Source organism: Bradyrhizobium sp. KZN70725 (assembly GCF_055264925.1).
Genome location: NZ_JBUYWT010000002.1, coordinates 194079 through 213705 on the forward strand (window position 1 = coordinate 194079; position 19627 = coordinate 213705).

Below are 19627 nucleotides of genomic sequence, written 5' to 3' on the forward strand. Positions count from 1 at the left end.
TGGCAGCTGCCGCCACGGCCAGCGACCGGCGGTCATGCGTCTTCGCAAGCCGCGTCGCGCCGCGGCCGCGATCGCGGCATGGAAAAGCCCCGGCGCTTTCGCTCCGAGGCTGATTTCCTGTCCAACTCGCAGCAATCACGCCTGCGAGTGGCGCGCCATGAAATTGTCGTAGCCGACCTCGGCGACCTGGAACCATTGATAGCCGTTGTTGGAGAACGAGGTCAGCGAGTCATAGACCTTCTTGAAGTTGGCGTTGGTCGCGGAAACCTCGGCATGCAGCTCCTTGGCGGCCTTGAAGGAAGCTTCCATCACCGCAGGCGGGAACGGACGCAGCTTGGTGCCGACCGCGAGCAGCTTCTTCAGTGCGATCGGATTGGCCTGGTCGTAGCGCGCCATCATCCAGTTGTTGGCGAGATGGCCTGCCTGCTCGAGCACGAACTGATAATGCTTCGGCAGCGCGTTCCACTTGTCGAGATTGATCATCGCCACCAGCATGGGGCCGCCTTCCCACCAGCCGGGGAAGTAATAGTTCGGCGCGACCTTGTAGAAGCCGAGCTTCTCGTCGTCGTAGGGACCAACCCACTCGGCCGCATCGATGGTGCCCTTCTCGAGCGCCGGATAGATGTCGCCGCCGGCGAGCTGCTGCGGCACCGCGCCGAGCTTCTGCATCACCTTGCCGGCAAAGCCGCCGATGCGGAATTTGAGGCCCTTGAGATCGTCGACGCTGTTGATCTCCTTGCGGAACCAGCCACCCATCTGGCAGCCGGTGTTGCCGGCGAGCAGCGAGGTGACGTTGTAGCTCTTGTAGAACTCGTTGAGCAGGTCCTTGCCGCCGCCCAGCATGAACCAGGCCTGGTTGAGGCGCATGTTGGGCCCGAACGGCACCGCCGAGCCGAAGGTGAAGGTCGGGTCCTTGCCGAAATAATAATAGGGCGCGGTGTGCCCCATCTCGACGGTGCCGTTCTGCACGGCGTCGAGCACCTGCAGGCCCGGCACGATCTCGCCCGCGGCAAAGGTCTGGATCTGGAATTTGTTGTCGGTGGCTTCACCGACCGCCTTCGCCATCAGCTCGCCGCCGCCGTGCAGCGTGTCGAGCGACTTCGGCCAGCTCGTCGTCAAGCGCCACTTGAGCTCCGGCATCGACTGCGCGATCGCGGGAGCTGCGACCGTGGCGGCGCCGGCGACGCCCAGACCCGTGACCTTGATGAAATCTCTTCGCTTCATTTGAATCCTGCCCTGTTCGATTGTGTTGTCCGAGCGTCGACTGCTTTCGATCGTCGCGCCGCTTTTCTTTTTGCCGCCATGACCGGTGACCGATCACACGCCGCCTTCGTGCCGAGGCTTCGGATGCGAGCATGGAGCATCCCCTTCACGAATGCCAGACGCAAAAAACCCGGCCTCCTTGCGGAGGCCGGGCAATGCGTTCGCGTCGCGCGAACGCTCGTCCAAAAGGCTAGACGCCGATCAGCCGCGGGTGCGCGAGCGGATCATGAAGCTGTCGAAGGTGTATTCGGCGACCTGCCACCACAGATACTGGTCGGAGCGGTACGCCTGCATGGCCTCGATCGACTTCTTGAAGTCGGCATTCTTGGCCGAGATTTCACCCCACAGCTCGTTGGTCGCCTTGAGGCAGGCCTCGAGCACCTCGTTGGTGAACGGACGCAGCTGCGTGCCGCCGGCAACCAGCCGCTTCAGCGCGGAGGGGTTCTGCATGTCGTAGCGCGCGGCCATCCAGCTGTTGGCGTTGGCGGCGCCGTTGGCCAGGATCGCCTGGTAGTTCTTCGGCAGCGCGTTCCACTTCTCCAGGTTGACGAAGGAGTGCACGGTCGGACCGCCTTCCCAGAAGCCCGGATAGTAGTAGTACTTGGCGACCTTCTGGAAGCCGAGTTTCTCGTCGTCATAGGGACCGACCCACTCGGCCGCGTCGATGGTGCCCTTTTCGAGCGCCGGATAGATGTCGCCGCCGGCGAGCTGCTGCGGCACCACGCCGACCTTCTGCAGCACCTGGCCGGCAATGCCGCCGATGCGCATCTTCAGGCCCGACATGTCGGCGACGGTCTTGATCTCCTTGCGGAACCAGCCGCCCATCTGGGTGCCGGTGTTGCCGGTCGGGAAACCGATCACGCCGAACTTCTTGAAGAACTCGTTGCCGAGCTCCTGGCCACCGCCCTGATACCACCAGGAGTTCTGCATGCGGGCATTGAGACCGAACGGCACCGACGCGTAGATCGCGAAGGTCGGGTCCTTGCCGACATAGTAGTAGGCGACGGTGTGCGACATCTCGACCGTGCCGTTGGAGGTCGCGTCCAGCGCCTGCAGGCCGGGGACGATCTCACCCGCCGCGAACACCTGGATCTGGAACTTGTTGTCGGTCATTTCGGCGACGTACTTCGACAGCTCGACGGCACCGCCATAGATGGTGTCCAGCGACTTCGGGAAGCTCGAGGTCAGGCGCCACTTGATTTCAGGCGAGGACTGCGCGATCGCCGGCGCGGCAACCGCCGTCGCGGCAGCACCGGCCGCAGAAACTTTCAAAAAATCACGACGCTTCATCGTAAGACTTCTCCTTCAGGGGCGTTTCCCAGTGACCGCAAGCAGTTCTCCGACAGCCGCGTGAAAGGCTTGCCGAGGCGCTCTGGGTCGGCCCTTTAACACGGAAGGCGGCGTCACGGAAACGCGACAATGGCATGACCGCGCCAATTAAACGAAAGTCTGATGGGGCTGGAAATCAGCCGGAAAATGCGCCTTCAGGCAGCGACGATGACGCCTGGCAGGTGGCCGCGGAGCTGCCGCCGACCGCGCGGTAAATCGCCGCGTGCGGACCGTCCGGCCCGCTCTCAACCGTCGGGTTACCGGAGCTATCAGCGCCGCGTCGTCGCCCGCGCCTTCTTGGCTTGATCAGCCAAATACCGCCCGCGCCGGATCCAACTTTGCGCGGTTGTCTTGCTGACACCATACGTCTTGGCGATCACCTCGGCGGCCTCGCCGATCGAGTCGGATTTCTTGGCCATGTTGAATGCCAGCCGGGAGGCCTCTGCGCGCTTCTCCCGCGTCAGATGTTTGCGGTGCTGCTTGTTTGCTTCGCGTGATGCTGCCATGTCGATGGTCGCCTCACGGCCCCTTCCCGCAGTTTTGGCTTCACCCGTGGCCGCCTTCCGCTGATCGAAGGGTGGTACGATTCGGCCACTCCTGCATAAACATACAGGCCGGAACCGATTCAGCAATCGTCCAAAGGCCACGGGCCTGTGAAGAAAGCCCGCCGGGCTCCCGACGCTTCGCGACCAATCGGCCCAGCAGCGCAGGCTCAGGCAGCCGCGATGACGCCTTGCAGCTGCTCACGGACCTTGCCGCCGATCGCGCGGTAGATCGTCGCGTGCGGGCCGTCCGGTTCGCTCTCGACCACCGGGTTGCCGGCATCGGAGGCGGTGCGGATCGCGATGTGCAGGGGGATCTCGCCGAGGAACGGCACCCCCAGCTTCTCGGCTTCGTGGCGGGCGCCGCCATGGCCGAAGATATCCGAGCGGGTGCCGCAATGCGGGCACTGGAAATAGCTCATGTTCTCGACGATGCCGAGCACCGGCACGCTGACCTTCTTGAACATCGCAAGCCCGCGCCGGGCGTCGATCAGCGAGAGGTCCTGCGGGGTCGAGACGATGACGGCGCCCTTGAGCGGAACGTTCTGCGCCAGCGTGAGCTGGGCATCGCCGGTGCCGGGCGGCATGTCGACCACGAGCACGTCGAGCGTGCCCCAGGCGACGTCGCGCAGCATCTGGGTGATCGCCGACATCACCATCGGCCCGCGCCAGATCATCGCGGTGTCCTCCTCGACCAGGAAGCCGATCGACATGATCGACAGGCCGAAGCGCTGCAGCGGGACCATCTTCTTGTCGTCATTGAGCTGCGGCTTCTCGCGGATGCCGGTCAGCCGCGGCACCGACGGGCCGTAGATGTCGGCGTCGAGCAGCCCGACGCGCAGGCCGAGGTCGCGCAGGCCGAGCGCGAGGTTGAGCGCCGTGGTCGACTTGCCGACGCCGCCCTTGCCGGAGGCGACGGCGATGACGGCGGAGATGCCGGGGATCTCGGCCTGCCGGGCCATCGGCGATTGCCCGCCGGGCGGATGCGGATGGCGATGGGCGGACGCCGGCGGGACGCCGCCGGCCGGCCGCGGCGCCGGTGCCGCAGCGCCCGCCTTGCGCTCGGCGGTCAACGCGATCATGGCGACGCTGACGCCGGGGATGGCGCGCACGGCATTCTCGGCCTGCGCACGCACGCTCTCCCAGGCGCGGGCCTCCGCGGCGTCGACATTGATCGAGAAGAACACCTTGCCGTCGGTGACCGTGATCGCCGACAGCACATTGGCGTTGGTCAAGGCTGTGCCGCGTGGCGACATCACCTTGGCAAGGCAATCGAGGACCTGTTGCTGCGTCACGCTCACCGCGCATCTCCTGGAAAGTTCAAGAGACCGACCCATAGAGCGTTGCAGCGCAAAAGGCTACCTCGCTCCGACGTCGTCCCGCCGCTCGGCCGGCGCGGCGGAGCCGCCTTCCTTGGCGGCCTCGTAGTTCAGCTCGATCATGACCCCGTTGGGGTCGTTGACGAAGATCTGCCAGAGATCGCCGCCGGGAACCTGGCGCGAGTCGAATTCCATGCCCTTGGACTGAAGCCGCTGCCGCATCCCATCGAAGCCCTGGCTGGCAAAGGCGACGTGATGGACGACGCCCGAGTCAGGCTTTTGTGCCTCGTCGGTCGCCGAAATATCGACCAGATGCACGACCGCCTTGCCCTCGCTGTACATCCACGCACCGGGGAACGCGAAGTTCGGCCGCGCGCCCTTTTCCAGGCCCAGGATGTCCTCATAGAACCGCACCGTGGCGGAGAGATTCCGGGTCCGGATATTGAAATGATCGAGCACACCGACGCTCATGCCCATGCGATACACTCCCTTTTTTGTGAAGTTCGTTGGTGGCCCAATCCTAGCACAAAACCGGGTTCTGCCATCCCACCAAGGCCGTTGCCCTCCGCTGCACAGGGGGTATGGTGCGGCTCCTTCCATGGACGGAATGCCCTGCCCGCCGCGACGTTTTCCGGCGGTCTCAAGGGGCGATCACCACGGCAAATCACAAGGTAACAGATATGGCTAAAGTCGCTTTCCTCGGTCTCGGCGTGATGGGTTTCCCGATGGCGGGACACCTCGTGAAAAAAGGCGGCCATGAGGTCACCGTGTACAACCGGACCGCGGCGAAGGCGAAGGAATGGGCCGACAAGTTCGGCGGCAAGACGGCGCCGACCCCGAAGGCCGCCGCCGAAGGCCAGGATTTCGTGATGTGCTGCGTCGGCAACGACAACGACCTGCGCGCGGTCACGATCGGCACCGACGGCGCCTTCGCCGGGATCAGGAAGGGCGCGACCTTCGTCGATCACACCACCGCCTCCGCCGAGGTCGCCCGCGAGCTCGATGCCGCCGCGACCAAGGCCGGCTTCAAATTCGTCGACGCGCCGGTGTCCGGCGGCCAGGCCGGCGCCGAGAACGGCGTGCTGACGGTGATGTGCGGCGGCAGCGAAGACGCCTATGCGGGCGCCGAGCCGATCATCACCGGCGCTTACGCGCGGATGTGCAAATTGCTCGGGCCGGCGGGCGCCGGCCAGCTCACCAAGATGGTCAACCAGATCTGCATCGCCGGTCTGGTTCAGGGCCTGTCCGAGGGCATCCACTTCGCCAAGAAGAGCGGCCTCGACGTCGCCGACGTGATCGAGACCATCTCCAAGGGCGCGGCGCAGTCCTGGCAGATGGAGAACCGCTACAAGACCATGAACGAGGGCAAGTACGATTTCGGCTTCGCGGTCGAGTGGATGCGCAAGGACCTCTCAATTGCGCTGGCGGAGGCCCGCCGCAACGGCGCCACCCTGCCGGCAACCGCGCTGGTCGACCAGTTCTATGCCGAGGTCGAGAAGATGGGCGGCAAGCGCTGGGATACGTCGAGCCTGCTGGCGCGGCTGCAGCGGTAACGCTTCCCACGATCTCGTCATGCCCGGGCTTGTCCCGGGCATCCACGTCTTTGGATCCACGAAAAGCAAGACGTGGATGGCCGGGACAACAAGCCCGGCCATGACAACATGGGATTGTCAGACCCGGCATGCGCGTGTGCGCCCGCCATCGCACAACAGCAGGCCCCCCGCGCAAAAGTTAATTTAACTCCCCGTTTACGCTTTTCCTTAGCTCTTTAAGGCAACGCTTAATGATTTAGCGTCACAGATAGACAATGCAAAAAGCCCGCGCGGTTCGTGGGCAGGATTTGTGTTGTTGATGAGTAATTCCGCAGAAAAGCCTGAAGTTGTAGCGCTTCCGGCAGGACCTCAGGTGACGGCGCCGGTGAACAGCCGGCGCGTCGCCGCGCAGCGGGTGCGCGAGGCGCGGGATCGGTTAACGTCAACCAGTGGAACCCGCCCGGCGTTCGACGCCGAACTGCTCCGTCAATACGCCCAGACCCGGATCTCGGCGTCCTACGTCGTGATGCTGCTCGTGGTGGCAACCGGCGTGCTGTTTGGCCTCTGGATGAAGCCGATCGTGGCCGGCGCCTGGACGGTCGGCATCCTCTGCGTCCATCTCGCGATCATCCGCAGCTGTTCCCGCTTCCTCGCCGAACCAACCTCGGTCGCGGTCACCCGCAAATGGCGGACCCGCTTCGTGCTGCTCGACCTGCTCTACGGCCTGTGCTGGACCGCGATCCTGATCCACCCCGCCGGGCGCGATCTCGCCTCCAACACGCTGATGATGTTTTTGATGCTGCTGGTGATCGCGGTCTCCAGCATGCTGGCCGCGAGCCTGCCGATCGCGGCCCTTGCGGCAACGGTTCCGGTGACGGTCGGGATCGCGCTCGACCTCGTGCTCAATGGCGCGTTCGACAATTACGTGCTGGCGCTGCTGGCGCTTGCGGCCGAAGGCTATTTCGCCTTGCTCGCGCACCGCCTGCATTCGACCACGCTGGCGACGCTGGAGGCCCGCGCCGAAAAGGATGCGCTGATCGGCGAGTTGGAACAGGCCAAGGCGATCTCGGACGAGGCGCGGCACCGCGCCGAGTCCGCCAACGTCGCCAAGTCGCGCTTCCTCGCCCAGATGAGCCACGAACTGCGCACGCCGCTCAATGCGATCCTCGGCTTCTCCGAGGTGATGAAGAGCGAGATTTTCGGCGCGCACACCGTGCCGGTCTACAAGGAATATTCCGCCGACATCCATAATTCCGGCGTGCATCTGCTCAATCTCATCAACGAGATCCTCGACCTGTCGCGCATCGAAGCCGGCCGCTACGAGCTGAACGAGGAGGCCGTGGCGCTGGTGCATGTCGTCGCCGATTGCCACCATCTCCTGAAGCTGCGCGCCTCCAGCCGCGGCATCACCATCCACGAGGTGTTCGAGCACGGCATGCCGAGGATCTGGGGCGACGAGCGCGCCATCCGCCAGGTCGTGCTCAACCTGCTCTCCAACTCGATCAAGTTCACCCCGCAGGGCGGCGAAATCTGGCTGAAGGTCGGCTGGACCGCGTCGGGCGGGCAATATCTGAGCGTCAAGGACACCGGAAGTGGCATCGCCGAGGACGAGATCCCGGTCGTGCTGGCCTCCTTCGGCCAGGGCTCCAACTCGATCAAGTCGGCGGAACAGGGCGCGGGCCTTGGCCTGCCGATCGCGAAAAGCCTGATCGACATGCATGGCGGCACCTTCACGCTGAAGTCGAAGCTGCGCATCGGCACCGAGGTGATCGTCACCTTGCCGCCGGAACGGGTGATGAGCGCGCTGGCGCCGATGGCGGAAGAAGCGCCGCCGATGCAGCCGCCGGAGCCCGTCGAGCCCGCGATGGGCGCCGACCGGAAGCGCGTGCGCCGCAAGTCGATCATGAGTGCCGGCACCGGATTGTAGAGCATGTCGCGGAAGATCGTGACGCAGTTATCGATAGAGCCCTTTCCGTTCCGATCGATTCGGAACGGGGCTCCAGATCTTGGTTCTGACGCGCTCTCTCTACGCGAACCGGTATCCACTTCGCTCGAAAACGCTTTGGCAACAAACCCAAGGCGTTCGCGCCAGGACCATGCTCGCGACAAAATGCCGAGGCGTGATGCAGCATCCCATGTCAACCGGCTTGCACCGGCCGCCGAAACCGTTCAACACTTGAACAATGAGCTCAGAGACGCCGTGTATCGCAGTCTGCATGATGGACCCCAGGACGAAGCTCTGCTTCGGCTGTGGCCGCACGCTTCCGGAGATCGCGCGCTGGCACAAGATGGACCGCGCGGAGCGGCTATCGGTGATGGCGACGTTGCCGGCGCGCATGGCCGAGGCTGGGCTCGAGCGCATGGAGCCGCGTCCGAAGCGCGCGTGATCGGCGTTGCGGCGGGAGTGGCGCCGTGACCCGTATCCTCCTCGTCATCGTGCTGCTGATGGCAACCGCCGGCGCCGTCGTTGCCTATGGCGACCCCGAGCAGATCGCCCGCGCCAGGGAGAATCTGACCCAGATCTTCGGCCGCAGCATCACCGCCTCAGCCTCGACCTCCAGCTCCGCCCCCGCCGTGCAGATCGCGCGCGGCCAGGGTGGCGAGTTCGCGTTCCGCGCCAAGATCAACGGCGTCAGCGCCCCGATGGTGATCGACACCGGCGCGACCTCGGTCGTGCTGACCTGGGAAACCGCGAAAGCGATCGGGCTGCCGATCGATATGCTCGAATACAATGTCGACCTCGAGACCGCCGGCGGTCACACCAAGGCGGCGCGGCTGACGCTCGACCGGCTCGCGGTCGGCAAGCTGGTCGAGAAATCGGTGCCGGCGCTGGTGGTGCAGCGCGGGCAGATGAAGACCAACCTGCTCGGCATGAGCTTCCTCGACCGGCTCGAGAGCTGGGGCGTTCGCGCCGACACGCTGAGCCTGACCGGCTACCCCGATGTCACCGGCAGCATCAACACCTCAAGCCGCCACCGGCGCGCGCGCACGGCCGTCGACTAGCGCGACGGCGCCTACTCCACCACTACCGGTCGTCGTCGTGGATCGACGACGGGTGCCGGCACAGCGGCGTGACCTGGATCTCCATGAACGGAAACAGCGGCAGGCTGGACAGGATGTCGTGCAATTCCTGCGCGCCGGAGACGTCGAAGATGCTGACATTGGCGTAGCGCCCGGCCACCCGCCACAGATGGCGCCAGGCCCCGGTACGCTGCAGCTCCATGGCACGGACGCGTTCCGCCGCCTTCAGCGCGTCGACCTTCTCGACCGGGAGATCGTGCGAAACCCGCACATCCATTTCGACGTGGAACAGCATGACAAGTGAACCCCTTCTGCAACAAGATGGAACAGCGTGGAGCCGCCACGCAACTTGTGGCGGCTCCATTGATCCGTCTAACAAATCGTCAGCCCTGCACCAGACCGCGGCTGACGAGGTTGATGTCGTCGGGGTTGACGAGGTCCTTCGCCGTCCAACCGGAGACGTCGTAGTCGCTCATGCAATTGCGCACGAAATCCTGCATGGCGCCGAGGTCGCCGGTGGCGCTCGCGGCCATCAGCGTCTCGACGCGCAGGTTCTCGTAATTGCCCGCATAGTTGCGCTCGTAGAGCTCATGCCGGCCGCCGAACTCGGAGCCGACCGCGTCCCAGAGCAGCTTCAGCAGCTTGATCCGGTCGATCGCGGCATAGCCGTTGGAGCCGCGCACGAAGCGGTCGAGATAGGGCCGGATCGCCTCGCTCTCCAGATCGGCCGAGCTCGACGGCAGATAGATCAGGCCGCTCGCCACATGACGCTCGATCAATTCCTTGATCCGCGGATAGGCCATCGGTGCGAACACGCGATAGGCCAGCCCGTAGTTCAGATTCGGCAGATTGTAGCCGTCGGTCCCCTGCCAGGCGATCGGCGACTTCACCATGGCGTCCGCAATGCCGTGGAACAGATTGCGCCAGGCGATCACCTCGCCCACCGCCGTCTGCACGCCGCGAAAATCCTTCGACCCGGTCGCCTCGACGGCCATCGAGAACAGGCCGGCGATGAAGTCGAGCTTGACGGCAAGCCGCGTCACGCCGTGCAGCGTGAACCGCGGGATGAAACCCGAGGCCGGGAAGAACTGGTTGATCTTGTCGACATCGCCATAGATGAAGACGTTCTCCCAGGGCACCAGCACCTTGTCGAACACGAGGATCGAGTCGTTCTCGTCGAAGCGGCTGGACAGCGGATAGTCGAACGGCGAGCCGGTCGCCGCCGCCGTGAATTCGTAGGACGAGCGGGCAATCAGCTTGATGCCCTTGGCATCCATCGGCGCCGTGAAGATCAGCGCGAACGACTTATCCTTGATCGGAATACCGTAGTGGGCGATGAAGTTGTAGTGCGTCAGCGCCGAGCCGGTCGCGACCACCTTCGCGCCCGAAACGATCAGGCCGGCGTCTGTCTCCTTCTCGACATGCATGAAGACGTCGCGCACCTCCTCGATGGCGCGGTCGCGATCGATCGGCGGATTGACGATGGCATGATTCCAGAAGTCGAGACGCTCCTGGGTCCGGGCATACCACTTCTTCGCATTGCCGGCGTAATCGCCATAGAAGCTTGAATTCGCCCCCAGCGTGCCGAGGAACGACGCCTTGTAGTCCGGCGAGCGGCCCATCCAGCCGAACGCAACCTTCTGCAATTCGGCAATCGCATCGCGGCCCTTGACGAGGTCGTCGGCCGTCTTCGAGCCGAGGAAGAACGGATGGGTCAGCTGTCCCGAGCCGGTGTCGGTCAGGACGCCGATCTGATCCTTCTTCTCATGGAAACGGTCGTACCAGCGCGCCACCATCCGCGCCGAATTGCGGAAGGCTGGATGCTGGGTGACGTTCTTGACGCGCTCGCCGTAGATGTAGATTTCCCGGCCATCCTGGATGCTGTCCAGGAATTCCGCACCGGTATAGACGCTGGTGGTCGACGCTGGCACGTCGGCCCGCAGGGCTGCTGCTGTAGTCATGGGTTTCTCCTCCGCTTGTGTCGCTGGACCGGCGGCGTTGCCACACCGGCCTTAAGACCATCTCGTCACGCTCTTGGACGGCGTGACATCGGAGGAAACGCTACGCGCTCACCCGAAGCGGGCGAAAGGTATCACACCATACCGCGCAGACCGGCCTGGCTCGGGCTATGACTCGATGGCACGGACCGGACGGCAGGGATTGTTCGGCCGGCGCAAGCCGCAGCTGATGCAGCACGGCAAGGGAGCGAACCATGGGCAAGGGTTTTGACAGCAGCGCTGTCGCTTTCCATCGCGATGGGAAATTGGCCCTCGACGCCTGCGTCGTGACCATCGGCGCATTTGACGGCGTCCACCGCGGCCATCAGGAACTGCTGCGGCAGACCATCGCGGCAGCGCGGCGCCGCGGCATTGCAGCCGTGGTCTACACCTTCGATCCGCCGCCAAAAGTGTATTTCGGCCAGGCCAAGCCGCTGATTTCGCTTCGCGAAAAACTCGAGCGCATCGCAACATTCGCGCCTGACCACGTCGTCGTCGCCGATTTCAACCAGATCTACGTCCGGCGCACCGCGCTCGATTTCCTCGCCGAATTGCAGCTTCTGCGACCACGCGAAGTCATCGTCGGCGAGGATTTCCGCTTCGGGTCCTGCAAGGGCGGCACCGCGCTGCTGTTGCGGCAGCACTTCAACACCCGCATCCTGCCGCCGGTGCGCTGCGGCAATGGCGAGATCGTCTCCAGCAGCCGGATTCGCGCCTTGCGACGATCCGGCCTTGCCGCCACCGCGGCGACGCTGGAAAACTGGCGAGATATCGTGACCGCGCCACCGGCCAACCGATCCGGTTTGGCCCAACTCGAGGTCGCAAGCCAATGACCGCCATCGATCCGCGAGAGTTGCGCAACGCCTGCGGCCAGTTCGGCACCGGCGTCACCATCATCACCACGCATTGCCTGGGCCGCGATCACGGCATGACGGCCAACGCCTTCATGTCGGTCTCGCTCGATCCGCCGCTGGTCGCGATCTCGATCGCGAAGAGCGCGAAGATGCTGTGCAACATCCAGAACACCGGCCGCTTTGCGGTCAGCATCCTCGCCGAGGGCATGGAGGATTTCGCCTGGCATTTCGCCGGCAAGCCAAGGCTCGACCTCTGCAACGTCTTCGAACGCCGCAACGACCTGCCTGTGATCGCCAACGCGGCGGCATACTTCGTGACCGATCTCGCCGATGAGATCGTCGCTGGAGACCACACGATCTTCCTCGGCCACGTCCGCGAGATGTCGCTGGAGCCCAGCAAGAAGCCGCTGCTGTTCTTCCGCGGCCGCTTCGGCGGCCTTGCCGATCCGCACCCCGCGCCCGCGACGCTGGAGAATGCCGCTTACGAATTTGTCTGGTGAGACCAGCAACCGATATTCCCGAAAAAACGGGGATGCAAGTTTGAGCAAACTGCAAGAAAAGGAGGAACGACCATGCTGAACGTCAACAAGGACACCATCACCGACCACGTGATCGCCGCGCTCTCCAAGGACATTCCGGATCGCAACCGGCAGATCATGACGAGCCTGATCCGCCACATGCACGACTTCTGCAAGGAGGTGGACCTGACCTTCGCCGAGTGGTTCGCCGCATGCGAATTCCTGCGCCGTGCCGGCGACATCTCGGACGAGAAGCGCAACGAGTTCATCCTGATCGCCGACATCCTCGGCGTCGAGGTGCTGGTCGACATGCTCGATCACCGGGTCACCGACGGCGAGAGCGAGTCGACCGTGCTCGGACCGTTCTACCGGGAAAACCCGCCGGTGCTGCCCAAGGGCGCCTCCATCATCAAGAAGACGTTCGACAACGCGCAGACCGTCAAGGTCTCAGGGCGCATCAGCGACACCGCGGGGCGGCCGATCGAGGGCGTCACGATCGACGTCTGGGAAGACGCGCCGAACGGCCTCTACGACCTGCAGGATCCGGAACAGCCGGCCTACAATCTGCGCGGACGCTTCACGACCGACGCCAACGGCGAGTATGCCCTCGTGGCGCTCCGCCCCGAGCCCTATCCGATCCCCTATGACGGCGCCGGCGGCGAGCTGCTGAAATATATGGGCCACCATCCCTGGCGTCCGGGCCACATCCACTTCATGCTTTCGAAGGACGGCTATCAATCGCTGATCTCGCAGATCTACGATTCCGAGACCAAGTATCTCGACAACGACTCGGTGTTCGCCGTGAAGCAGAGCCTGATCGGCAGGTTCGCCAAGGCCCCCGCCGGCGCCGACACCGATCTGGTTCTCAACTTCGACTTCAAGCTCAAGAAAGCCGCCGCCGAACGGCTCGTCGCGGCCGAGTAATACCCGTTACGTCCTGCCAAGCCATCGGCCTGGCAGGGCTCATTCTGAACTGACCTGCGAGGACATATGAGTCGTGCCGTGATCGAAATCGCCGAGCCCGTGGAGCGCGTGCAGGCTCACGCAAAGGACACTGCGATCCGCAGCATCCGCGCGACCATCGTGGAGGCACCGACCCGCCGCCGGCACAAGCTCTCGAACACGGAAGTCACGCATCAGGGTTACGTGCTGGTGCGCGTCCTGCTCGATAACGGCGTGACGGGCATCGGCGAAGCCTCGACGCTCGGCGGGCCGCGCTGGGCCGAGGAGAGCGTGGAGTCGATCAAGGCCACGGTCACGAATTATCTGGCGCCGGCGCTGCTCGGACAGCCCGCCCTCGCCTTCGAAGCCAATGCCTTGCGCATGAGCAAGGCCGCCACCCGCAATTTCGCCGCCAAGGGCGCCATCGAGTCCGCCCTGCTTGACGCCGCCGGCAAGACGCTCGGCCTGCCCGCCAGCGCGCTGCTCGGCGGCGCCGTGCGCGAACGCATGGAGGTGATCTGGGCGCTGGCGTCGGGCGACAGCGGCCAGGAGGTGGAAGAAGCGGAAGAGAAGCTGCGGCGCCGCGAACACCGTCAGTTCAAGATCAAGTTCGGCTTCAACCGGCCGCAGGTCGATCTGAAGCGGCTGCAAGCGCTGCGCGCCGGCCTCGGCGATGAGGTGCGCCTGATCGTCGACGTCAACCAGGGCTGGACCGAGGCCGAATGCATCCGTTTCATGCCCGCGCTGGAGGAGCTGGATGTTGCCCTGATCGAACAACCGGTGTCGGCGCTGCAACTGGAAGCGATGGCGCGGGTCGCGGCCCGCACTTCGATCCCGTTGCTGGTGGACGAAGCGGCTTTCACCAAGGAGGAAATCGCGCGCGCGGGCGCGATGGGCTGCGGCAGCGTCTACTCGCTGAAGCTCGTCAAGAGCGGCGGCCTGTTCGAGATGAAGCGCGCCGCTGCGGTCGCGGCCGCGCACGGGCTCGAGCTCTATGGCGGCTGCCTGCTGGAGAGCAGCATCGGCGCGGCGGCGCATCTCGCCGCCTTCGCCACCCTGCCCAGGCTCGAATGGGGCACCGAACATTTCGGTCCGCGAATCCTGGTGGAGGATCTGGTCGTCAACCCGATCAGATTCGACGAGTTCGAGATCTGCGTCCCTGACGGCCCCGGTCTCGGCGTAGAGGTCGACGAGGACAAGATCCGCACCTTCGCCCGGAAGGACTAACCGGATGGCGTCGTTCCCGCGGACAATTGACAATCCACGGACCCACGCCCAGTCTTCGCGTCGGAACCATCGTCTCGATCGTGCGCACATGACCACGCGATATCGAACCCGGCAGGGTTTTTCCGCCGCTTCCGCGGAAGCGCGCGAGCAAGCGTTCGGCTAGCCGTGACCGATCGCGACGATGTCATGGATCTCAGGCGGCTGGTCTATTTCGTCGCCGTCGCCGAGGAATTGCATTTCGGCCGTGCTGCATCGCGGCTCGCGATCGCGCAGCCGCCGCTCAGCCGGCAGATTGCGCAACTCGAGAGCGATCTCGGCGTCATGCTGATCGACCGGAGCCGCAGCCAGATCAGGCTGACCCAGGCCGGCAGCGTTCTTCTGGAACGCGCGCGCGACGTGCTGGAGCGGCTCGACCGCACGCACCGCGAGATCAAGCGGATCGGCGAAGGCTTTTCCGGGCACCTGCGCGTCGCCTTCGTCGGATCGGCGACCTATGGCGTGCTGCCGAGCGTGATCCAGGCGTTTCGGTCGGCCTATCCTGACGTCGAGCTCGCGCTGTCGGCGATGAACAACGCCGAGCAGAAGCGCGCGGTGATCCAGCGCGAGATCGATATCGCCATCGCCCGCCCCTCGCTCGACGACGAGGAGCTAAAGTCGGAGCCGTTGCTGCAGGAACCGCTGATCCTCGCGCTGTCAGATACTTCGCCCCTGCTCGAGCAAAAGATCCCGCGGCTGGCGGCGCTGAAGGCCGAGACGTTCGTCCTCTACCCGCGCAAGCCGCGCCCGAGCTTCGCCGACCACATCCTCAACATCTGCCTCGAAGAAGGCTTCATTCCGAAATCGCAGGTGCTGGCCCAGGACTATCAGACCGCGATCAGCCTGGTGTCGGTCGGCGTCGGCATCGCGCTGGTGCCGAAATCGGTCTCGGAGGCGGAGCGGCCCGGCGTCGCCTACCGCGCCTATGAGGGACACAATCCGGGCACTGCGCTGTCGCTGAACTACCGGCGCGACAACCGGATGCCACATCTGTTCAATTTCCTGAAGGTCGCACAGGACGTCACGCGGCGTCAGCGCAAGCCGTAACGATCGCCCTCAGGCCGCGACCGCCGCCGGCGCGCGATCGTCGACGCATGCGATCGCCTCGCGCAGCACATCGATGTCAGCCCCCGGCCGAACGCCGTTCTCCGCGAGGTGCCTGCGGAACGCACGCGCGCCCGGGACGCCATGGAAGGCGCCGACGAAATGCCGCGTGATCGAATGCAGTCGCGTGCCTTCGGCAAGCTGCCGCTCGATATAGGGCAGCATCGCCGCGAACACGTCCTTCATCGTCACGTGCGGCGCAGTCTCGCCGAACAGCTCGGAATCGACGGTGAGCAGCCGCCACGGCTCCTGATAGGCCGCCCGCCCCAGCATCACGCCATCGACATGCGCCAGATGCTGCTTCGCTTCGGCGAGGCTCGTGATGCCGCCGTTGATGATGATTGGCACATCCGGCAACGCCGCCTTGAGGCGATAGACCCGATCGTAGTCGAGCGGCGGGATGTCGCGGTTCTCCTTCGGCGACAATCCGTTGAGCCAGGCCTTGCGCGCGTGCACGACGAGCGCGGCCGCGCCCGCGGCAATCACGGCGCGCGCCAGCGTATCGAGCGCGACTTCCGGATCCTGGTCGTCGATGCCGATCCGGCATTTCACCGTGACGGGAATCCGCACCGCCCGCTTCATCGCCGCAACGCCTTCGGCGACCAGCGCGGGCTCGGCCATCAGGCAGGCGCCGAAGCGGCCATCCTTCACCCGATCGGAGGGACAGCCGACATTGAGATTGATCTCGTCGTAACCGAACTGCTCGCCGATCCCTGCGGCGGTCGCCAGATCGCGCGGGTCGGAACCGCCGAGCTGCAACGCCACCGGATGCTCGCTGGCATCGAAGCCGAGCAGCCGGGCCCGATCGCCGTGGATAATGGCGCCGGTCGTCAGCATCTCCGTATAGAGCCGCGCCCGCCGCGACATCAGCCGATGGAAGACCCGGCAATGCCGGTCGGTCCAGTCCATCATGGGTGCCACAGAAAAGAGATAGTCTTGCGATTCCAATGATTTACCTTAAGCTCTCAATGGGATGTAACAAGAACGAGTACCCGCCAAATTTGCTGAATTTGCACACGTTTGTACCCGTTTTGACCTCTCGACGCACACGTATCGCACACCGTTTGGGAAAAGCACACGACCATGGCCACCTTCACTCAGTTGCCGTCAGGGAACTGGCGGGTCAAGTTCGCCGCAAGAACCGTTATGTGGCAGAGACCTTTCGCCGCCGCAAGGACGGCGAGGAATGGGCGCTCGACGTGGAGCGCAATATTGATCGTAGCGGGTCACCCAAACCGCGCTGCCGTAAAAGCGAAGACCTTCGGCGACATCATTGATCTGCACATTCAAGACATGCGCGACGTCGGCCGCCCCCCTCGCCGATCCAAAGCGGCCGTACTGAAGGCGCTCAAGATTGCAAACAGCGCGCCCGCAATGCCGCCAGCCGCGGCGATAGCCCCGCCCTCCTCAAATATCTCGGGCTCATAGGCGAACCACCATTCGAACAATCGCCAGGGCAGGTAGACCGGATAGCCGCTAATGGCGAACCACGGCGCGCCAAGCCGCGCCTGAAATCCGAGCGCCGCCGCCGTCCATTGCGTCGCTCCCCATGTCGACGCGATGACGATGCCGAAGACAACGGTGATCTGACCGATGTAGATTTTTGCCGGAAACATTGTCCGCCCCACTCGACGCTCGCAACGAGCGCGGCGAGATGAAAAGCGGGATGACGGCTCGCATTCAACCTGAATAAAAATCGCCGTCGGCAACGAGATCCGGCTCGATCAAACCCATCGAAGCAAGATCATTGTCGCGGCAGTCTCGGCGTGGGTGAGGAAGCTCCTCAATTGAAGGTGAATGGCATGATCAAACTGGATCACTGGTTCGGCCTTGCCCAGGATTGGTGATCGCGCATGCGCACACCGGCGAATGAACGAATCGAACGAGGGCCGCTTGTGCCTTCAACGTCGATGGTCGCATCGACCGTCAGCCTGAAAAAGGGCGCACGGTGACGAAAGCACTATCGCCGCGCGACGGGCTGCGCGATGGCAGCGATCTCGTACACGGATCAATTATGCTACTATAATACCTCTGTTGTGGTTTGTCAAAGTTGACAAAGTTGCATTCGATACCGATATTGAAGGCGGAGTTCAGCTCATGTCCAAGGCACAGTCAAAGCCCTCCGGTACCGAGGATCTGTCCGTCCACGAGGACGGTGTGATGATGGTACTTAAGCAGAAACCCGCGGCCCTGAAGAGCCTCGCGCTTCCTGCCGACGCGCAGGTCGCCATCGTTTCCAAAAGCGTGACCGCACTGCAGAAGGTGCGTGAGCAGAACAAGCAACTAACGGGGCAAGCATTCCGGTTCTTCTCCGAGGCGGCGAAGAAAACCGCTGGCGTCAACAAGGACGCATTCGCGCCCAATGCCCGCGCGCTCGCCGTTCTCGAGGGCGTCCGCATTGCGCAGGAGGATCTTCGGCGATCCGGCGGTGCGTATGATCTGGACCAGGTCAGAACGCTCCTGCGGGGCATCTCCCGGCAGGCCGTCGACAAGCGCGTGCAGGAAGGCAGCCTCCTTGCGGTACCGGGTCCCAGCAACCACCGAAGCTTTCCGACGCTTCAGTTCAACGTCGACGGCACCGTCGTCGAAGGTCTCAAGTCCGTCCAGGAGGCGCTGCCGACCAACAACCCCTGGACGGTTCTGAACTTCCTCGCCCAGCCTGACGACCGGTTGGGCGGCCGCAAGCCGATCGACCTCCTGAGGGAAGGCAAGGTTGAACTTGTGGTCGAGGCCGCCCGGCGCATGGCTCAGCAAGGCGCGTGAGCGCTCCGCTGCCGCCGGACGATCTCGATCGTCGCCGTCCCCGCCAGGTCCGGCTGCGGGCGGGTACGGTCGTTCACCGGTTCTAAACCGCCGGGTACGATCCAATCTTCTTCGATACATCGCGTCTCGGCCGGCTGAATGCGCCCGACGGGAGCTATGGCGTTCTCTATGCCGCCCGAGAGCCTTTTGGCGCCTTCGCGGAGACGTTCCTCCGCGTGCCGGGACGGACGCTGCTCGACCCCAGCCTGCTCCGTCGCAAGGCCTATGCTCGCCTCAAGATCACGGCAGATCTTTCGCCGGTCAGACTGGCCGGCCCCTCCCTCGCCATTCTCGGCGCGACCGCCGAGCTGGTGCATGGCGGACTGCCTTACGACGTGCCGCAGGCCTGGTCGAAGGCGCTTTTCAGCCATCCGCTCAATCCCGATGGCATCGCCTATTACGCCCGCCACGACGACGAAGGTCTCTGCTATGCGCTGTTCGATCGCGCACTCAGCTCAGTCAGAGAAATCGATCGACAGACCAACCTCGATCAGGACTGGTTCTGGCGCCTTGCGCAGCGATACAGGGTCGGACTTGCACCCGGCTAGCCGCGTCGAAGTCGGAGAGGCTCTGGACTAGCGTCCGATGCCGCGCTTCATTCCGATCGACCAGGAAATGCCCTCTCCGCCGACGCTGCCGCTGACGAGTTGGCCACGCGCGCGCTCCAGAACCGGCCGCCAGGGCACCAGGACGAATTCGCGCGACTGCTCGATCAGCGCGTACCGTCCGCTACTGAGCGTGAGCATTCGCTTGTAGACGCCGCTGAGGCTGTCGCCGGCCCTAACGTTGCGATATTCGCGCCCCGTAAGCTTGCCCACACAGTGCAAACCGTCCGGTACCAATTCTGCAAGCCACGCCCGAAGCGCTGTCCGTACTGCTGACGCGCGCGCAGCCATTGGCGAGCGGCGCCATTTTGGTCCCCTTTCCTCAATTCGCCAGGGGACTCCACCGCTTTGAGGACTATCTCGCCGAATTTCCGCTGCGCGCGCTCTCGAACGAGACGATTGACGGCGTGGGCTTCTACGGGCCCGAGAAATGGGTTCGGTCGCTGACCGGCAATTTGAAGCTCTTGCGCTGAAGATAACGCCCCGTCGTGAACCTGAGGACTGACCTCATCATGAGCATGGTCGTGTACCCTTAC

At 64.2% G+C, this 19627-nt stretch carries 21 protein-coding genes and 1 pseudogene; 12 read left to right on the plus strand and 10 right to left on the minus strand.

From position 1 onward, the window contains the following. Positions 1-135: 135 nt before the first annotated feature. The 5 genes from ACZBJS_RS02800 to ACZBJS_RS02820 form a co-directional block, all read right to left on the minus strand. Entirely contained in the window at positions 136-1224 is a 1089-nt protein-coding gene (locus ACZBJS_RS02800) for a TRAP transporter substrate-binding protein (RefSeq protein WP_463438319.1), read from the minus strand. Positions 1225-1464: 240 nt separating this feature from the next. Continuing rightward, positions 1465-2553, minus strand: coding sequence for a TRAP transporter substrate-binding protein (locus ACZBJS_RS02805; RefSeq protein WP_028334237.1), 1089 nt, complete (start codon positions 2551-2553; stop codon positions 1465-1467). A 308-nt stretch (positions 2554-2861) separates the two neighbouring features. After that, a complete protein-coding gene (locus tag ACZBJS_RS02810) occupies positions 2862-3011 on the minus strand; it encodes a hypothetical protein (RefSeq protein ID WP_229160782.1) in 150 nt (49 codons plus the stop codon). 293 nt (positions 3012-3304) lie between these two features. After that, positions 3305-4435 (minus strand): Mrp/NBP35 family ATP-binding protein, encoded by a 1131-nt coding sequence (locus ACZBJS_RS02815; protein WP_463438320.1) that lies wholly within the window; start codon positions 4433-4435, stop codon positions 3305-3307. A gap of 57 nt (positions 4436-4492) precedes the next feature. After that, a complete protein-coding gene (locus tag ACZBJS_RS02820; RefSeq protein WP_016843272.1) occupies positions 4493-4930 on the minus strand; it encodes a VOC family protein in 438 nt (145 codons plus the stop codon). Between the two features lie 203 nt (positions 4931-5133). On the opposite strand from ACZBJS_RS02820, the gene ACZBJS_RS02825 reads away from it, so the two are divergent. The 4 genes from ACZBJS_RS02825 to ACZBJS_RS02840 all read left to right on the plus strand — a co-directional run bounded on the left by ACZBJS_RS02825 (position 5134) and on the right by ACZBJS_RS02840 (position 8988). Then, complete coding sequence (locus ACZBJS_RS02825; RefSeq protein ID WP_463438321.1) at positions 5134-6006, plus strand: NAD(P)-dependent oxidoreductase; 873 nt, start codon at positions 5134-5136, stop codon at positions 6004-6006. A gap of 298 nt (positions 6007-6304) precedes the next feature. Further along, positions 6305-7912: a sensor histidine kinase gene (locus ACZBJS_RS02830; RefSeq protein ID WP_463438322.1), complete on the plus strand. Its 1608-nt coding sequence runs from the start codon at positions 6305-6307 to the stop codon at positions 7910-7912. 256 nt (positions 7913-8168) lie between these two features. Then, positions 8169-8372 (plus strand): DUF1289 domain-containing protein, encoded by a 204-nt coding sequence (locus ACZBJS_RS02835; RefSeq protein WP_028334232.1) that lies wholly within the window; start codon positions 8169-8171, stop codon positions 8370-8372. A 25-nt stretch (positions 8373-8397) separates the two neighbouring features. Then, positions 8398-8988 carry a TIGR02281 family clan AA aspartic protease gene (locus tag ACZBJS_RS02840; protein WP_076826434.1) on the plus strand — a complete coding sequence of 197 codons (591 nt, stop codon included), beginning with the start codon at positions 8398-8400 and terminating at the stop codon, positions 8986-8988. Positions 8989-9010: 22 nt separating this feature from the next. Here ACZBJS_RS02840 and catC read toward each other — a convergent pair whose 3' ends face one another. Together catC and ACZBJS_RS02850 are read right to left on the minus strand one after the other, a co-directional pair. Beyond that, positions 9011-9301 (minus strand): muconolactone Delta-isomerase, encoded by a 291-nt coding sequence (catC, locus tag ACZBJS_RS02845; RefSeq protein WP_141342335.1) that lies wholly within the window; start codon positions 9299-9301, stop codon positions 9011-9013. Between the two features lie 88 nt (positions 9302-9389). Continuing rightward, entirely contained in the window at positions 9390-10967 is a 1578-nt protein-coding gene (locus tag ACZBJS_RS02850; protein ID WP_028334229.1) for a 4-hydroxyphenylacetate 3-hydroxylase N-terminal domain-containing protein, read from the minus strand. A gap of 251 nt (positions 10968-11218) precedes the next feature. Between ACZBJS_RS02850 and ACZBJS_RS02855 the strand changes: the two genes are divergently transcribed. The 5 genes from ACZBJS_RS02855 (at position 11219) to ACZBJS_RS02875 (ending at position 15627) form a co-directional block, all read left to right on the plus strand. Further along, positions 11219-11836 (plus strand): FAD synthetase, encoded by a 618-nt coding sequence (locus ACZBJS_RS02855; protein WP_246786706.1) that lies wholly within the window; start codon positions 11219-11221, stop codon positions 11834-11836. Beyond that, positions 11833-12357: a flavin reductase family protein gene (locus ACZBJS_RS02860; RefSeq protein ID WP_463438323.1), complete on the plus strand. Its 525-nt coding sequence runs from the start codon at positions 11833-11835 to the stop codon at positions 12355-12357. The genes ACZBJS_RS02855 and ACZBJS_RS02860 overlap by 4 nt, the downstream gene beginning before the upstream one ends. A gap of 72 nt (positions 12358-12429) precedes the next feature. Next, positions 12430-13299 carry an intradiol ring-cleavage dioxygenase gene (locus tag ACZBJS_RS02865; protein ID WP_076826429.1) on the plus strand — a complete coding sequence of 290 codons (870 nt, stop codon included), beginning with the start codon at positions 12430-12432 and terminating at the stop codon, positions 13297-13299. Positions 13300-13365: 66 nt separating this feature from the next. Further along, a complete protein-coding gene (locus tag ACZBJS_RS02870) occupies positions 13366-14544 on the plus strand; it encodes a muconate/chloromuconate family cycloisomerase (protein WP_456784614.1) in 1179 nt (392 codons plus the stop codon). Between the two features lie 165 nt (positions 14545-14709). Further along, entirely contained in the window at positions 14710-15627 is a 918-nt protein-coding gene (locus ACZBJS_RS02875; RefSeq protein WP_229191310.1) for a LysR family transcriptional regulator, read from the plus strand. 9 nt (positions 15628-15636) lie between these two features. On the opposite strand, the gene dusA is transcribed toward ACZBJS_RS02875, so the two are convergent. Then, complete coding sequence (dusA, locus tag ACZBJS_RS02880) at positions 15637-16632, minus strand: tRNA dihydrouridine(20/20a) synthase DusA (protein WP_463438324.1); 996 nt, start codon at positions 16630-16632, stop codon at positions 15637-15639. A 338-nt stretch (positions 16633-16970) separates the two neighbouring features. Beyond that, on the minus strand, positions 16971-17300 hold the full coding sequence (locus ACZBJS_RS02885) for a hypothetical protein (protein WP_463438325.1): 330 nt from the start codon (positions 17298-17300) through the stop codon (positions 16971-16973). 481 nt (positions 17301-17781) lie between these two features. Here ACZBJS_RS02885 and ACZBJS_RS02890 point away from each other — a divergent pair, with 481 nt between their 5' ends. Both ACZBJS_RS02890 and ACZBJS_RS02895 read left to right on the plus strand, forming a co-directional pair. Then, a complete protein-coding gene (locus ACZBJS_RS02890) occupies positions 17782-18447 on the plus strand; it encodes a hypothetical protein (RefSeq protein WP_463438326.1) in 666 nt (221 codons plus the stop codon). Positions 18448-18581: 134 nt separating this feature from the next. Beyond that, complete coding sequence (locus tag ACZBJS_RS02895; protein ID WP_463438369.1) at positions 18582-19034, plus strand: RES family NAD+ phosphorylase; 453 nt, start codon at positions 18582-18584, stop codon at positions 19032-19034. Positions 19035-19061: 27 nt separating this feature from the next. Here ACZBJS_RS02895 and ACZBJS_RS02900 read toward each other — a convergent pair whose 3' ends face one another. After that, entirely contained in the window at positions 19062-19304 is a 243-nt protein-coding gene (locus ACZBJS_RS02900) for a DUF3363 domain-containing protein (protein WP_244558751.1), read from the minus strand. A 20-nt stretch (positions 19305-19324) separates the two neighbouring features. On the opposite strand from ACZBJS_RS02900, the pseudogene ACZBJS_RS02905 reads away from it, so the two are divergent. Next, positions 19325-19564: pseudogene (locus tag ACZBJS_RS02905) on the plus strand (DUF2000 family protein); the annotation flags it as partial. Between the last annotated feature and the right edge of the window lie 63 nt (positions 19565-19627).

Excerpts from the sequence above, each read along its gene's own strand:
- ACZBJS_RS02810 (WP_229160782.1), bottom strand. The coding sequence starts at position 3,011 with ATGGCCAAGAAATCCGACTCGATCGGCGAGGCCGCCGAGGTGATCGCC.
- ACZBJS_RS02855 (WP_246786706.1), top strand. The coding sequence starts at position 11,219 with ATGGGCAAGGGTTTTGACAGCAGCGCTGTCGCTTTCCATCGCGATGGG.
- ACZBJS_RS02890 (WP_463438326.1), top strand. The coding sequence starts at position 17,782 with ATGTCCAAGGCACAGTCAAAGCCCTCCGGTACCGAGGATCTGTCCGTC.
- ACZBJS_RS02865 (WP_076826429.1), top strand. The coding sequence starts at position 12,430 with ATGCTGAACGTCAACAAGGACACCATCACCGACCACGTGATCGCCGCG.
- ACZBJS_RS02860 (WP_463438323.1), top strand. The coding sequence starts at position 11,833 with ATGACCGCCATCGATCCGCGAGAGTTGCGCAACGCCTGCGGCCAGTTC.
- ACZBJS_RS02885 (WP_463438325.1), bottom strand. The coding sequence starts at position 17,300 with ATGTTTCCGGCAAAAATCTACATCGGTCAGATCACCGTTGTCTTCGGC.
- ACZBJS_RS02835 (WP_028334232.1), top strand. The coding sequence starts at position 8,169 with ATGAGCTCAGAGACGCCGTGTATCGCAGTCTGCATGATGGACCCCAGG.
- ACZBJS_RS02820 (WP_016843272.1), bottom strand. The coding sequence starts at position 4,930 with ATGGGCATGAGCGTCGGTGTGCTCGATCATTTCAATATCCGGACCCGG.
- ACZBJS_RS02800 (WP_463438319.1), bottom strand. The coding sequence starts at position 1,224 with ATGAAGCGAAGAGATTTCATCAAGGTCACGGGTCTGGGCGTCGCCGGC.
- ACZBJS_RS02825 (WP_463438321.1), top strand. The coding sequence starts at position 5,134 with ATGGCTAAAGTCGCTTTCCTCGGTCTCGGCGTGATGGGTTTCCCGATG.
- ACZBJS_RS02850 (WP_028334229.1), bottom strand. The coding sequence starts at position 10,967 with ATGACTACAGCAGCAGCCCTGCGGGCCGACGTGCCAGCGTCGACCACC.
- ACZBJS_RS02805 (WP_028334237.1), bottom strand. The coding sequence starts at position 2,553 with ATGAAGCGTCGTGATTTTTTGAAAGTTTCTGCGGCCGGTGCTGCCGCG.
- ACZBJS_RS02870 (WP_456784614.1), top strand. The coding sequence starts at position 13,366 with ATGAGTCGTGCCGTGATCGAAATCGCCGAGCCCGTGGAGCGCGTGCAG.
- ACZBJS_RS02830 (WP_463438322.1), top strand. The coding sequence starts at position 6,305 with ATGAGTAATTCCGCAGAAAAGCCTGAAGTTGTAGCGCTTCCGGCAGGA.
- catC (WP_141342335.1), bottom strand. The coding sequence starts at position 9,301 with ATGCTGTTCCACGTCGAAATGGATGTGCGGGTTTCGCACGATCTCCCG.